Here is a 13,667-nt window from a genome sequence, read left to right as displayed (position 1 = left end):
CACCACCCCCCTTTTAATGATATGTATTCTCATTAAGCTTATTTCTCTTTAATTGATCGTTAGTTATTATGTACTACTATCTCTGCTTTTTTGATCTGTGACAGTTCAGGGTGCGGAATGTGGGTTTAATCAAATTATCCCCTTATCCCCAGAGTTTCTAGTCCCTCGCACCAGACAAAATTACCATGACAAATAGCCCTCTTTCTTCTATGGAGTCCATTAACGCCGCCATTAACAGTCATAATCCATTTACTAACGCTGGGATTGTTAAAGAACAAGATGTTTGGGGAAAAGGAGTCCCGGACGTACCCACATTAAACGCTCATGCTTCTAATCAAGTTTTTAAAGCCATTCAATTTGTTCGTAACAGTAAATCTAGTCAAGATAAAGTGACTTCAATTGCTATTACTGCACAACAGGGAGTTGGGAAAACCCATCTTTTGAGTCGTATTCGTCATGAACTAGAAAAAGTGGGCGGTGCTTTATTTGTTTATGCTGGTGTTAATAACTATACAGATTTGAATTTAGTTAAATATCAATTTCAGCAAACTTTAGCAGATAGTCTGAGTAAAACTGGTAGCCAACAAGTTATGCAATGGCAAGAAGTAGCCGCAGCAATGGCCAACGAAGGTAGAGAAAATACTGTCAGTCCAGCAGTGTTAGTCAAAAGATTTGACATAGCTTGTGAAAAAAATAAAAACTTAATGAATAATCTGCAAAAACAGGTTATTAAAAATAAACCCAATACAGACCCCTATATTCTTAGGGCTATTCTGTGGACACTTTCAGAAACTCAAGCTCCTTATGCGATTAAATGGCTATCTGGTGAAGAATTAGCTCAAGCAAATGCTGATGAATTGGGATTACCTAATTCTAGTAAAACTAATCAAGATCGGGAAGCTGAGGCTCTGAAAAATATTCAACAAATTTTGAATTTAGTGGGTTTTTATAACTCAATTGTTATTTGTTTTGATGAAATAGATGTTAAAAACAACTCTACTGATGATGGTTTACCTACAGAAAGTGTAATTGCTAATTTTGTGAAAATTCTCCATGATACTTTGGTAAATTCAGACCTGAGCCAGGGTGTGGTGATTCTCACGGTAATGCTACCAGAAACATGGAGAGATAAAGTAAATTCTTTGCCCGGAGGTACACCTGATAGAATTTCCAAGTTTACACAACGTAAACCGCTAGACTTAAAATATATTAGCGGTGATTCTATGGTGGAATTAGTGACTATTTGGCTACAGGATTATTACAATGCAAAGGATTTAATTCCTCCTGATCCACTTTACCCATTTACAGAAACCGAACTGAAAGAATATGGAAAGATAAATAAACCAAGTGTTAGGGAAGCTTTGCGGTGGTGTGCAGATAACTTTAAGATTGAAACCGAGCCACTTCCAGATGATCCATTTACAAGATTTGAACTGGCATTTACAAGAGAAGGTGAGGTAAAGTTTGAGGAATATATAGAAGATAGTTCTCGCATTGCTGAAGCCCTATATTTTGGCTTTAATACTTTAAAAGGAAAAACTCTAGAAGAGGTAATGATTGTCGAAATTACAAACGATGTTCAACCTAAAAGAAAAAATAACAATTTTATCAACTTCAAAATTCTTGGCAATGAAAATGGTAAACCAGTAAAAATTGGTGTAGCAGTTGTTCAAGATTCTCAATCTACATTAAATGCGTGTTTAAAACGATTGAATGACTATCATACTTTTGATTTAACCCGTGGTTGTTTAGTCCGTTCTGAATCTAAAATAAAACAAATGAAAAAAACGGCAGCAACATTTAGTTTACTTGAGGAATTAATTAAATACAAGGGGGGAGAAAATGTAGATTTAATAGAAGATCAAATTCGTCCACTTATAGCCATATTAGCTATTTATCAAAAGCGGCAAAATTATCAATTAACAGAAGAACAAATTTTTGATATTATCTCTAAGAATAATATTACCTTTGATAATCTGTTATTAAGAGAAATTTTAAGTGATCCATCTGGTGAAATGCCTGAATTTGATGATGGTCTGGGCGGATTATTTGATGATAAAAATGATAATATTTCAGAAGTTGATGATGAAGGTGGTTTAAATGATTTATTGGGTTAATTATGAATAAATCTGTTTCAATTTATAACGCTTTATGTTTACCTGCTCCTGATGTTGATGCTTTAATACAAGGGCGAATTATTGCCGCGATTCCTCGGACATTGCTAGATTTTGGTAAAACATTCGCTCTCTATCCTGTAGAGATATCTACAGCAGAAATTAATAAATATTACCATCCAAATTTTTTACCCATTGCTAAAACTGCATGGGAAAAATTTCATACCCCCGGTATTTTATTACAACCTGAACAACTGAGTTTAATACCAACTCAAAAACAGTTACAACTACCGTTATCGGAAAGTAAAGTTTTAATTAAAGCATGGGCTAAATGTGAACTTTGTCAAATGCCAGATCAAACAAAACCATTAGATATTTTATCTCAATTAACCATCTGGAAACCAGAAAAATTTAAGGAAATATTACAAAAACATCCGCATTTTTTCCTAGCTTATTTGCGGGTTTATCATTTAGATAAACCTGATGAAATTTCAGCCATTCCTAATATTCAAGATAAATTAGGTAAATTTGTCAGTTTACCTAATATTTCCGCTTCTGAAGCTAAACCTGTATTAAATGATCAGGTATTTATTCAACGCAAACAACAATTAGAAAATCTAGAACCTCCTTTACATCCTGAACTGGAAGAATTACAAACTGCATTATCACAAATAGCCAATAATAACCCAGCAGCACAAGAATTAGAAAATGAAATCAAAGTATTTTTAGGTTGGAGTAATGCACCAATTATAAATATCATAGATGCTGATTTAGCTTGGATAAAAACCATTGCAGCATTAGGAGATAGAAGTATAGAATTAGAAGAGAAAAAAAATAATTATCAAGCGGGTACAGACTTTGAAAATATCTCTCGTCAAAGTTTAGAATTTTTAGGGTTTAATGTAGAAAATGCTTATAAAGGAGGTGCGGGAGGTTTAGATTTATATTGTTCTCAACCCTATCCTTTAGTGTGCGAATGTAAAGCAGGTAAAAGTATTCCTAGTGGTACGGTTCAGGAATTAATTAAACTTGGTGGAATGCACTTAGGTACACAACAATTTATCAACTCTGCAAAATTGGTAATAGGTCCCGGTAACGCTACCTCAAATACTCAGAAATCAGCGCAACAATGGAAAGTAAGTATTATTAAAGCTATGACATTACAAAAATTAGTTGAACTCAAAGCCAAATATCCAGGTACGATAAACTTAATTGAATTAAAACAATACTTAGAACCAGGACAAATTGATGATAAAATTAACGAATATATTGCTAAAATAGAAAAAGAGATAAAATTGCGATCGCATATTATCCAAGTTTTGAAAAATTACTTACAACTTGCAAAAAATGAACGCATTGGAGTAGAAGCCCTTCATGCGGTATATATAACTTCTAACCCACCACAAAACCTAGAAGATAGAGAATTATATGATATTCTCATAGAACTATCATCACCATTAACAGGATATTTGGGAAGAATTAAAGAAGATTTTTGGAAAAAAGATCGCTTTTATTATCTCCGGGATTTACCAATTAATTAAAAATAACTAATTCTCCGTATTTCCCCACGTACACTCATCAGAATTTTACCGAGGTAATTTTCCCCTGTACCATCAGCACCACAGCCCCAAAAATAGTCTATAGGTGAATCCTCTATTAAGATATTATCACCTGTTAATAACAATATCTCCCTAATATCAGCATGAGTCATAAACTTTTGTAGTACCGCAACCCGCATAACTTGAGTTTTTACCAATTCCCAATCTAGACGCAGACAACGAGAATCACAACGCCCTAAAGCAGCAGCTTGTTCAGGAGTAGCAGCAGCGTGAATTAAAGGTATAATTGGAGCATCTGGACTACCAACAAACTTTTGTGCTTGATAATAATGTTCAACAGTTGGCCAGTAAGTACCTTCGATATTAATACCGTGAGCGGAAAAATTAGAAAAACAGCCATAGGGGTCGGAAACCTTATAAAAGTAAATAGTCATGGGAAAAATTCTGAAAAATTTGTCTGCGAGGGTAGGGAATAGGGAACAGGGAACTCTTAACAGTTTCAGTTATCTGGGTATCCTCAATTTCCTAGATCCGATAAGGAAAAATGCAACTGTTTTGAGATACCATAAGCCAAAACCTTGCACTTTCGGCTCTTGAGTACATAAAGCCCCAAGTAGAAGCAGAAGTTTGTTCAAAATCTGGGGAAAAGCTGTATAAACCAGACATTGTTAACCAATTTACTCAAATTCGTACTAAGCTGTACCGCATTTAATTTGTATAATTATAGCGGTCAGGATGCCCGCACCTCAAGATTTAGCCAGATGAGGATTTTACAATTTAGCTGCGTAACAGCTTAAACTCAGAAATCAACAAACAGAAGATTTTCAAGTTATTGGTCAATCTTTCCGCATTTCCGTTTAATAAATCAATCAAAGAAAGCTGAATAATTTTATTCTCAGTTTAAATGCAGTGAAAATGTTACTGAGTTTTTAGAGTTATGGAAATCACGTCTCCGCAATACCATTCACATGATGTCTTATTTATCACCAGACATCCCATGAAATCATACTTGAAATTATACTTTAACCTAAAAAATGGGTCGCCCGGGATTCGAACCCGGAACTAATCGGTTAAAAGCCGAGTACTCTACCGTTGAGTTAGCGACCCTTTTGCTGTTTTTCCAACTTTATCAATATACCATAAACAGCCATGGTTTTGTCAAGGGGTTTCTAGAAAAAATTTGCTGTTAGTTGGAAAGCAGCAGTACAACTAGCTCCTGGTGCTAAAACAGTCAAGTTATCACCCGTGTTAAAAGCATTGCGGGTGGCGCTCCAAGGCTCTAGACAATAGAAGTCTTTACCCTTCACAGTCCAAAACACCAACCAGGTGGTAAAATCATCATAATCGAGGGTGAGCTTGAATTTGCGACTATGATCTGTAACAGCGGCAGATTTAGCGGTTAGTCCACCAAAAGCAAAATCAATTTCATCTTGACTAAAGTCAAATTTGCCATTAAAAGCGTGAAATTCCTTGGTTTTGTTGTCTTGATATTCTCCAGAGGGAAGTTCCACCTCTAGCTGATTTTTGTCACCACAGAGAAAATAAGGGTGGAAACCAGCGGAAAATGGCATGAGTGTAGATGACAGATTTTTGTATTCCTGACGGACTGCTAAAGTATTACCTTGGAGTTCGTAAGTAAAAGCCAATTGAAAATCAAAAGGATAAACGGCCTTTGTTTCTTCATTGCTATTGAGAACTACGGTAACACTGGCTTTGTTTTCTGTATTTTGCTCCGTTGCTGTCCAAGGCAATTCCCGCGCAAAACCATGTTGTTTAATATTATACGGTTTACCATCAACATTATAAGTATTATCAGGTAAATTACCGCAAAGAGGAAACAAAATGGGATTACCACCTCTAACGCTCAAATCAGGATGAGTAAAGCGTTCAGCGTCCATATAGAAAATTTCTTGACCTTGAACCAGCCAACTAGTAATGATACCGCCTCTTTCTGGGACAACTTCTATTTGTGTACCAGCGGTTTTATCTGACAAGATGTAAGTTTTGTATTGTCTTTGTTGAATGTCAATGGTAAACATGATTTTATTTGGTTAGTTGACAGTTGATAGTTCCAATTACCCATTACCCATTACCTATTACCCATTACCTATTACCCATTACCCATTACCAATTACCAATTACCCATTACCAATTACCCATTACCAGTCCCCACTCCCTAATTTATTCGTCTTCAGCAAAAATGAAGCGATATAACTCGCTAGGGTCAGGTTCGGGGCTACTTTCAGCAAATTTAACTGCTTCCTCAATAATACCCTGAATTTTCCTCTCAATATCTTTGAGTTCTGCTTCCGTGGCTAGATTTTGTTCCAGCAAATAACCAGCTAACTTTTTAATGGGGTCACGAGCAAACCAAAATTCTTTTTCTTCCTTACTGCGGAGTTCGTCGGGGTCCGCCAGAGAGTGACCTCGGAAGCGATAGGTCATGGCTTCGATTAAAGTTGGACCTTCACCAGCACGAGCGCGAGCTACGGCTTCTTGAGCCACTTGACGGACTGCTAAAACGTCCATTCCGTCCACTTCCACACCCATCATGTTAAACACACTGGCTTTCTTGTAAATTTCTGGTTGGGAAGTTGCTCGTTCGTGAGCCATACCAATTGCCCACTTATTATTTTCTACCACAAAGAGAATTGGCAATTTCCATAAAGCTGCCATATTCAAGGTTTCAAAAAATTGACCATTGTTAGCAGCACCGTCACCAAAAAAGCAAGCGGTCACTTGGTCTGCGGTTTTGTCTCCTAGAACTTCCCGACGGTATTTGGACTGGAAAGCCGCACCAGCAGCCACAGGAATACCTTCAGCGACGAAAGCATAACCCCCTAATAACCGGTGTTGGGCAGAAAACATATGCATAGAACCACCGCGCCCTTTACTGCAACCTGTGGCTTTACCGAATAATTCCGCCATAACTTCTCGTGCAGGTACTCCAGCACTTAAAGCATGAACGTGGTCACGGTAGGTACTGGAAACAAAATCTTCACCAGGACGCATTGCTCCTTTGATGATGCCACTACAAACCGCCTCTTGTCCATTGTATAGGTGGACAAAACCAAACATTTTTCCTCTATAATACATTTCGGCACATTTATCTTCAAATAAACGCCCTAATGTCATATCTTCGTATAAGCCCAATCCTTCTTCCTTGGTGATTTGGACTGTGGCGTTATTAAATGTGGGTAATACGCGCTCTTGAATCATGCTTGTGAAGTATTCCTATTGTAAAACAAACAAGTTAAGTTTGTCTTTGATTACGTTAGCGATAAATTAGCCAGCGTTGACAAAATTAAATTAATTAATTGATCAAAACCTATTTTATAGGGTAACAATCAGGATAACTGGCTTTCTGCATAGCGATTAACAATTAACGTGATTTTATAACCTAAGTTACTACTTAAAAAACACCTGTCAACTGTCCCCTGTCCCCGTGGCGTAGCAACTGTCACCTGTCAACTGTCCCCTGTCCCCTGTCCCCTGTCCCCTGTCCCCTGTCCCCTGTCCCCTGTCCCCTGTCCCCTGTCCCCTGTCCCCTATCACCTGTCACCTGTCAACTTGAATTATTTCCCCGTGAGTTTGACTAGTCCAATACCACCAAAGTATAGCCCTAAAACTGCACCTGCTAAAAGACTTTGGGTTAAAGGATCTGTAGAAGGTGTTAAAATCGCTCCTAAAACCACTGATACCATAATTACATAACGCCAGCCTTTTAACATGATTTGTGAAGAAACAATTCCCAAGGAAGCCAGCAATAATTGAATAACTGGAACTTGGAACGCTAGTCCGGTAGTGAATAATAATAACAGCACAAATTCAAAATACTTGTCAATTGACCAAAGTTGCTCCACAACCTCAGCACCATAGTTAATAAAGAATTGCAAAGCAGCAGGGATGAGGGCAATATACGCAAATACTAATCCCCCTAGAAATAGCACGCTTGACCCTAGCACTACAGGAATGACTAAACGACGTTCCCGCACTGTCAGTCCAGGCAGCACAAATTGGATGATTTGATAGAGAATAAAGGGTGTAGTTAAGATTAAACCACCATAAGCGGCAACTTTCATGGAGACAAAGAAAAATTCTCCCGGTGCTAATTGCAGAAATTTAACGCCGTGAGCAGGAACTTCTAGTAATTGTACCAGGGGTTTGACTCCGATAAAACAACCGATAATACCGACTACCACAACTATGAGGGAATAGAAAATTCTTTGTCGCAACTCCTCTAAGTGGTCAAAAATTGACATTTCTACTTCCCCCGGTAACTCATCTAGGGGGTTAATAGCTGGTTCTCTCGATCCTTCTGGGTTGAAGTCCGGGGAATTTATAGTATCTACGTCTTGTGAAGAGGTCATGAGTAAGAAATGAAAGGAAACATTTGTGAGGCAATATTCGTTAACTATTTTGACACTCTTATTATAAATAGGCTCAAAAACTCTTGAAGTTGTCGTTAACTCAGGAAAATCACTCTATTGATTTTATTAATTTTTAGTATCATTTGCATATTTATTTTTATTTTCCCATTTTTAACTTTATGAAATTAGAGTATTAATTATTGCAAATGCTATTGAGCAGATCGCTAAATTAATACTACCGAATTAATCAGTATTAATTGCAGATAAAATCTTATTCCCTAATTTATTAAATGGCTGTATAGCTTATTTTAGATAGGTATTTAATGCTTATATGTATATAAGCTATAAAGACAATAAAAATCAAAGAGTATATTTTTTACAGTATTTTATATGTTGACGCATAATATTCATATTTGTTTCTTGTAAAAAAACTTTTTTTTATCCGGGTTTTACTCATCAGATTTGCATAAGTATAAAGAACGTTATCTTGTGGCTAAATTCACTTTACCGGGGGGTAAGAGTAAATTTAGCAGTTACGGATCTGATTTTGATCTGTGAATGAATGAAAACAACGACTTGTTGATCTCAATTGCGGAGAAATCAAAGATATAGCAGGGGTAAAACCCAGTAAAAATCTAGATTTACTCCCTTGAATCAACAGGAATAGACTAATGCACCTGAAAATTGCACCATTTCTAGTATCGAATTAGACACTAGAGACAGGATTCCTTTGGCAATTTTGAGAATTATTAGTTCGTGTACAGGTTTTCACGCTCCTGATGACGTTGCTGATTACACAATCATCAATGGAAATTCAATCTCTATATGAAGAACATAATTGGTTTAGGACTAATGGTATTGTCGGTCTATCTATACAATGCCAATGCTTGTTTTGCAGGTAACAAGCTATCCGTAGACAATACTCAACTAACCAGCGAAAATAATACTCAATTACGGCTAGTGGCAAATCCGTCTGACAGAAGTGAGCAAACAGGAGATTGTATCCGTAAAGGTCAATGCAAGGATTAACATCATCTTGCACCTGACGAATAAAGGGGTAAATTATCAGAAAATCAGCGATAAGACTACCTGATTTTTATGGGTTCTTATCGCTAAATCAAGGTTTTGGTATGGTAAAATATTATCTGGTGTCATGAAATTAGATTAATTTTTATTAGTGGAAGATGGGAAGTTTAGGCGTGTTGCTCTTGATAAATATTAGTTTTAATATAAGTAAGTTATCTGTTAATGATTCTGTGTTCTCATGTCTTGATCAACGAATGTTGACTCCGCGTATATTGAGACCAGGGAGTGCGAATGTTTAAGATTAGATTATGAAGAAAAAGATAAAATTATTTGTACTTCTATACCTGATTATTGCGGATAAGTCTGATTTTCCACTGTAAAAAGAAAATGACAGGTGGTGTCATGACCATTACAGTGTAAACCGGATTTTTATGCTTCTTAATTTGGAAAGATTTTATCAAGCTTGTAATCCTTCTCGACCTTTGATGATTGAGAATTTAGACGACCGGAGCTATTATATTGATTTTGCTTCAGTGCGTGGGGGTAAGATCATTGAGGCTTTGCTGCGGACTATTACCAGAATTTCTCCCAATATACCAACTTGTCAACTATTTACCGGACATTTGGGTTGTGGGAAATCAACGGAACTGTTAAGGCTCAAAGCAGAGTTAGAAGCGCAAGATTTTCATGTGGTCTATTTTGAGTCTACCCATGTTTTAGAGATGGTGGATATAGATATTACAGATGTTCTTTTAGCGATCGCTGGTTTGGTCAGTAAAAGCATGGAAGCAATAAAACTCCGTGTCCAACCTACGTACTTTACTAAATTGTTTAGTGAGGTGGTGGATTTTTTGCAAACACCGATAGAATTAGGAGTAGAAGCCGAATTATCCGTAGGTATTGGTAAAATTACCGCCAAAACCAAAGAAAGTCCACACTTACGCAGACGGTTAAGAGACTATCTAGAACCACGGACAGAAAATATCCTCCAATCAATTAACACAGAACTACTAGATCGAGCCAATTTAGAACTAAAAGCTAGGGGTAAAAAAGGATTAGTAGTCATTGTTGATAACTTAGATAGAGTAGCCATCCGTCCATTACCTTCTGGGCGATCGCTACCGGAATACTTATTCATTGATCGAGGAGACCAATTACGAAAACTGAATTGCCATATAGTTTATACTATACCCTTAGCACTAACATTTTCCAACGATAGCGCCCAACTACAACATCGTTTAGGGGGGGGACTAGCACCGAAAATATTACCAATGATCCCAGTGCGTCAACGTTCTGGGGAAATTAACATAGAGGGACTAGAACTCATGCGCCAAATGGTATTAGCAAGAGCATTTCCCAACAGTTCACCCCCAGTGCGTCTAAATTTAATTACCCAATTATTTGACAATAGTGATAGTCTAGATAGACTATGCTTGATTAGTGGTGGTCATGTCCGCGACCTGTTAGGATTACTATTTGATTGTTTACGAGAACAAGATCCACCCTTTGACAGAAATTGTGTAGAATTGGTAATCCGAAGACAACGAGATTATCGTGCTAATGCCATTGATATGAATGAGAGTGAACTAATATTTCAGGTGATCCAAGAACAACGAGTTAAAGGAGACATAGAGTACGATCTTTTATTACGTAGTTTATTTGTCTTTGAGTATCGTGATCACCAAGGAGTTTGGTTTGCAATTAACCCAGTTTTAGCAGAAACCGAAAAATTTAAATCATGGTTAAAAAACAGCAAGCAGATGATATAATCGCTACGAATAAACAGTCATTACGTAGTTTAGACAGAGCCATTACCTTTTCTAAAAATCAGTTTTCAGTCATCTTATTGTGCTGTAACTATAAATTTTTGCATGAGTTAATCCGGCAACAACTAGTAGAAATTGGTTGGGGAACTGACAAACTCCAAACTATCACTTTAGATAAAAAAACCACAAGTTTATATACAACAATTCAATCACAACTCAGCTTAACCCAACCTGCTGGATTAATGATTACCGGGTTTGAATTAGTTGATGACATAGACGATCTTTTGCGTTCCATTAATCAGGTGCGGGATGAATTTCGCAAATGCTATCAAATGCCCATGGTTTTTTGGATAAATGATCAAATTTTAGCTAAAATTTGGCAGTTAGCCCCCGATTTTGCCAGTTGGGCGGCCACGCCAATTAGATTTGACATGAATTCCCAGGGGTTGCTAGAACTTTTGCAACAAGAAACAGAGAATTTGTTTACCGAAATTTTACAAGGTGACTATACTCAGAGCAATCACATCAGGTTAGAAAAAATCTGGACAAATAAGAATCAACTCCATTATGCAATTTTTGAATTGAAGAACTGGGGGATAGAAATAGAACCAGAATTAAATTCCAGTTTAGACTTTATTTTTGGCATAGATGATTATATCAATAATCGAATTTATTCTGCTTTAAATAATTTTCAGAAAAGTTTGCATTTTTGGGATCAACAGGAAAATTTATTTCCAGAAAGAGAAAATACAGAAAAATGTATTAAGAGTTGTGGCGACTGCTATAGCAACAAAGATCATTCTGCTCTTGACTATAAGTATCCTTTAAAAAAGGCAATTTTATTGTTGTACGTTGGACTATGCTTTTATCGTCTTGCTAAACAAAATAAAAGAGCAAGTAAGTGTAATTTGCAATCAGCTAAAACAAGTATTTCGCAATCCTTTGAGATATTAGAACTTACTGGATGTAAAAAATTAGTATCTGAATTTATTAGGCAATTAGCAGAAATTTTATATATTTTAGGAGAATGGACAGAATTACAGGTTGTTGCTGAAAAATCCCTAGAATTACATCGAATATATGGGCAGAAAATTCAAGTAGCTTGTGATTATAATATTTTAGCACATATAGCTTTGCATAATTCAAATTCGATGCAGGCTAGTATTTTAGCATATACATCATTAATATACCTAGAAAAAGCCAGAAATAACGAGGAATTAAATCATTATTTATTACCTCTACTATTAGAACAAATTTATATGTTAACCTTAGCCCAAGCACTTAATAATCTGGGAAAAATAACGGTAGCAGCAGAATATATAGATCAAGCATCTTACAAATTATTATTAGCTTTAGAAAGTAGTGAATATAAATATGATATATATCGTTATATTAACTTATTGGAACTTTTGAAATCTCTATACTTTCAAGCGGGTCGGTATCTTCAATCCTATATCATTAAACAAAAACTCAATTCTCTAGATCAACAATATGGTTTTGTGCCATTTATCGGTGCTGGATGTTTAAAACCGCAGAAAAGAGTCACCAACACCGGTTTAATATGTAAGTTGGGAAATAGTAACATAGCTTTAGAAATTACTGCTTCAGGCAGAGAAGATGATGTTAATAACTTAATTGGTAGAATTAGCCGTGCCGACCAAAAATTGATAATTATTCATGGACAATCAGGTGTAGGTAAAAGTTCTCTAGTTAATGCTGGCTTAGTTCCCGCACTGCAAAACCGCAGTGTAGGTGATCAAATTGCCGTACCAGTTGTTGTCCAACTATATACAAATTGGTTAAAAGAATTAGGGAACTGTTTAACTAAAGCTATGTTGAAAATGGCGAATAAATCAGCCCTAGAAATAGAATCTATAGAATCTTCAGATAATATCCAACCAGATATGAATGTTGATCTCATTTACCAACAACTCCGAAAAAATGCAGATAATCATCTAATTACAGTTTTAATATTTGACCAACTTGAAGAATTTTTCTTTGGTGATACAGACGGTCATCAAAAACAAGAATTTGATAAATTTATTAGTGATTGCCTAAGTATATCATTTGTAAAAGTTATTCTGACTTTGCGCGAAGATTATTTACATCGTCTCCTAGATTTTAAGTATGTTTCATCAATAGAAACAATTAAAAATAATATTCTAGACAAAAAATTTCGTTATCAACTTAATAATTTTTCTGCTGAAAATGCCAGACAACTTCTTGAAAACCTAACTGAACGTTCCCATAAATTACATCAGCAATCACAACTCAAATTAGAACCAGCCTTAATTGATGCTTTACTGGCTGATTTGTCTTCAGAGGTTGGTGAAATTCGCCCCATAGAATTGCAATTGGTGGGCGCGCAATTACAAGATAAATTTATAACTACACTGGCACAATATCAACCCTATCGCCCAAAGCAGTTAATTCAGGAATATATCCAAGAATTAATTAAAGAATGTGGACAAGAAAATGAACGGTCTGCTCTGCTAGTTTTATATTTATTAACCGACGAAAATCACAAAAGACCTTTTAAAACCCATGCAGAATTAAAAGCGGAATTGTCAGAATTAGAAGACACTGGTAATTTGGATCTAATTTTGAGTATTTTGGTTAATTCAGGATTGGTTGTGATCTTTCATAATTGTCCCAAGCAATATCAATTAATTCACGATTACTTAGTAGGCCTAATTCGTCATTTAGAACCCACATTCCGCACCCCAAACTGTCACAGAGGTAAATTACGTAGAGAAAAAATTAAAGAGAGCATCAAAACAAACATATAAAGTGAAAAAAGGCATTTGAGAAACAGTAAATCACCAAAAACGT

The 13,667-nt window shown here is 36.1% G+C and carries 9 protein-coding genes and 1 tRNA gene; 5 read left to right on the top strand and 5 right to left on the bottom strand.

What is annotated here, in order from left to right; genetic code table 11:
• The first annotated feature begins 185 nt into the window (after window positions 1-185).
• Both FFO06_RS19755 and FFO06_RS19750 read left to right on the top strand, forming a co-directional pair.
• The gene (locus tag FFO06_RS19755) at window positions 186-2,117 is read left to right on the top strand and encodes a P-loop NTPase fold protein (protein WP_137909559.1); all 1,932 of its coding nucleotides are present in this window, start codon (window positions 186-188) and stop codon (window positions 2,115-2,117) included.
• A 2-nt stretch (window positions 2,118-2,119) separates the two neighbouring features.
• Window positions 2,120-3,655, top strand: coding sequence for a DUF1802 family protein (locus FFO06_RS19750; protein ID WP_137909558.1), 1,536 nt, complete (start codon window positions 2,120-2,122; stop codon window positions 3,653-3,655).
• Here FFO06_RS19750 and ybiA read toward each other — a convergent pair.
• The 5 genes from ybiA to tatC all read right to left on the bottom strand — a co-directional run bounded on the left by ybiA (window position 3,652) and on the right by tatC (window position 8,043).
• The gene (ybiA, locus tag FFO06_RS19745; RefSeq protein ID WP_137909557.1) at window positions 3,652-4,107 is read right to left on the bottom strand and encodes a riboflavin biosynthesis intermediates N-glycosidase; all 456 of its coding nucleotides are present in this window, start codon (window positions 4,105-4,107) and stop codon (window positions 3,652-3,654) included. The two genes, FFO06_RS19750 and ybiA, sit on opposite strands and share 4 nt — an antisense overlap.
• A 601-nt stretch (window positions 4,108-4,708) precedes the next feature.
• Window positions 4,709-4,780, bottom strand: a tRNA-Lys gene (locus FFO06_RS19740).
• A 62-nt stretch (window positions 4,781-4,842) separates the two neighbouring features.
• A complete protein-coding gene (locus tag FFO06_RS19735) occupies window positions 4,843-5,712 on the bottom strand; it encodes an aldose epimerase family protein (protein WP_137909556.1) in 870 nt (289 codons plus the stop codon).
• Between the two features lie 142 nt (window positions 5,713-5,854).
• On the bottom strand, window positions 5,855-6,892 hold the full coding sequence (pdhA, locus tag FFO06_RS19725) for a pyruvate dehydrogenase (acetyl-transferring) E1 component subunit alpha (RefSeq protein ID WP_137909555.1): 1,038 nt from the start codon (window positions 6,890-6,892) through the stop codon (window positions 5,855-5,857).
• A 356-nt stretch (window positions 6,893-7,248) separates the two neighbouring features.
• Window positions 7,249-8,043 carry a twin-arginine translocase subunit TatC gene (gene tatC, locus FFO06_RS19720; RefSeq protein WP_137909554.1) on the bottom strand — a complete coding sequence of 265 codons (795 nt, stop codon included), beginning with the start codon at window positions 8,041-8,043 and terminating at the stop codon, window positions 7,249-7,251.
• 825 nt (window positions 8,044-8,868) lie between these two features.
• Here tatC and FFO06_RS19715 point away from each other — a divergent pair.
• The 3 genes from FFO06_RS19715 (at window position 8,869) to FFO06_RS19705 (ending at window position 13,624) form a co-directional block, all read left to right on the top strand.
• Window positions 8,869-9,072, top strand: a complete 204-nt coding sequence (locus FFO06_RS19715) for a hypothetical protein (protein WP_137909553.1) — start codon at window positions 8,869-8,871, stop codon at window positions 9,070-9,072.
• 428 nt (window positions 9,073-9,500) lie between these two features.
• Window positions 9,501-10,838, top strand: coding sequence for a P-loop NTPase fold protein (locus tag FFO06_RS19710; protein ID WP_137909552.1), 1,338 nt, complete (start codon window positions 9,501-9,503; stop codon window positions 10,836-10,838).
• Window positions 10,808-13,624: an ATP-binding protein gene (locus tag FFO06_RS19705; RefSeq protein ID WP_137909551.1), complete on the top strand. Its 2,817-nt coding sequence runs from the start codon at window positions 10,808-10,810 to the stop codon at window positions 13,622-13,624. Before FFO06_RS19710 ends, FFO06_RS19705 begins: the two co-directional genes overlap by 31 nt.
• Window positions 13,625-13,667 lie beyond the last annotated feature (43 nt).

Origin of the sequence: Dolichospermum planctonicum, assembly GCF_005402965.1 — a bacterium.
GTDB lineage: Bacteria > Cyanobacteriota > Cyanobacteriia > Cyanobacteriales > Nostocaceae > Dolichospermum > Dolichospermum planctonicum.
This window is presented reverse-complemented; position numbering and strand designations above follow the sequence as displayed.

Coding starts and splice junctions, on each gene's coding strand:
- FFO06_RS19755 (WP_137909559.1), top strand. CDS start 186: ATGACAAATAGCCCTCTTTCTTCTATGGAGTCCATTAACGCCGCCATT.
- FFO06_RS19750 (WP_137909558.1), top strand. CDS start 2,120: ATGAATAAATCTGTTTCAATTTATAACGCTTTATGTTTACCTGCTCCT.
- ybiA (WP_137909557.1), bottom strand. CDS start 4,107: ATGACTATTTACTTTTATAAGGTTTCCGACCCCTATGGCTGTTTTTCT.
- FFO06_RS19735 (WP_137909556.1), bottom strand. CDS start 5,712: ATGTTTACCATTGACATTCAACAAAGACAATACAAAACTTACATCTTG.
- pdhA (WP_137909555.1), bottom strand. CDS start 6,892: ATGATTCAAGAGCGCGTATTACCCACATTTAATAACGCCACAGTCCAA.
- tatC (WP_137909554.1), bottom strand. CDS start 8,043: ATGACCTCTTCACAAGACGTAGATACTATAAATTCCCCGGACTTCAAC.
- FFO06_RS19715 (WP_137909553.1), top strand. CDS start 8,869: ATGAAGAACATAATTGGTTTAGGACTAATGGTATTGTCGGTCTATCTA.
- FFO06_RS19710 (WP_137909552.1), top strand. CDS start 9,501: ATGCTTCTTAATTTGGAAAGATTTTATCAAGCTTGTAATCCTTCTCGA.
- FFO06_RS19705 (WP_137909551.1), top strand. CDS start 10,808: ATGGTTAAAAAACAGCAAGCAGATGATATAATCGCTACGAATAAACAG.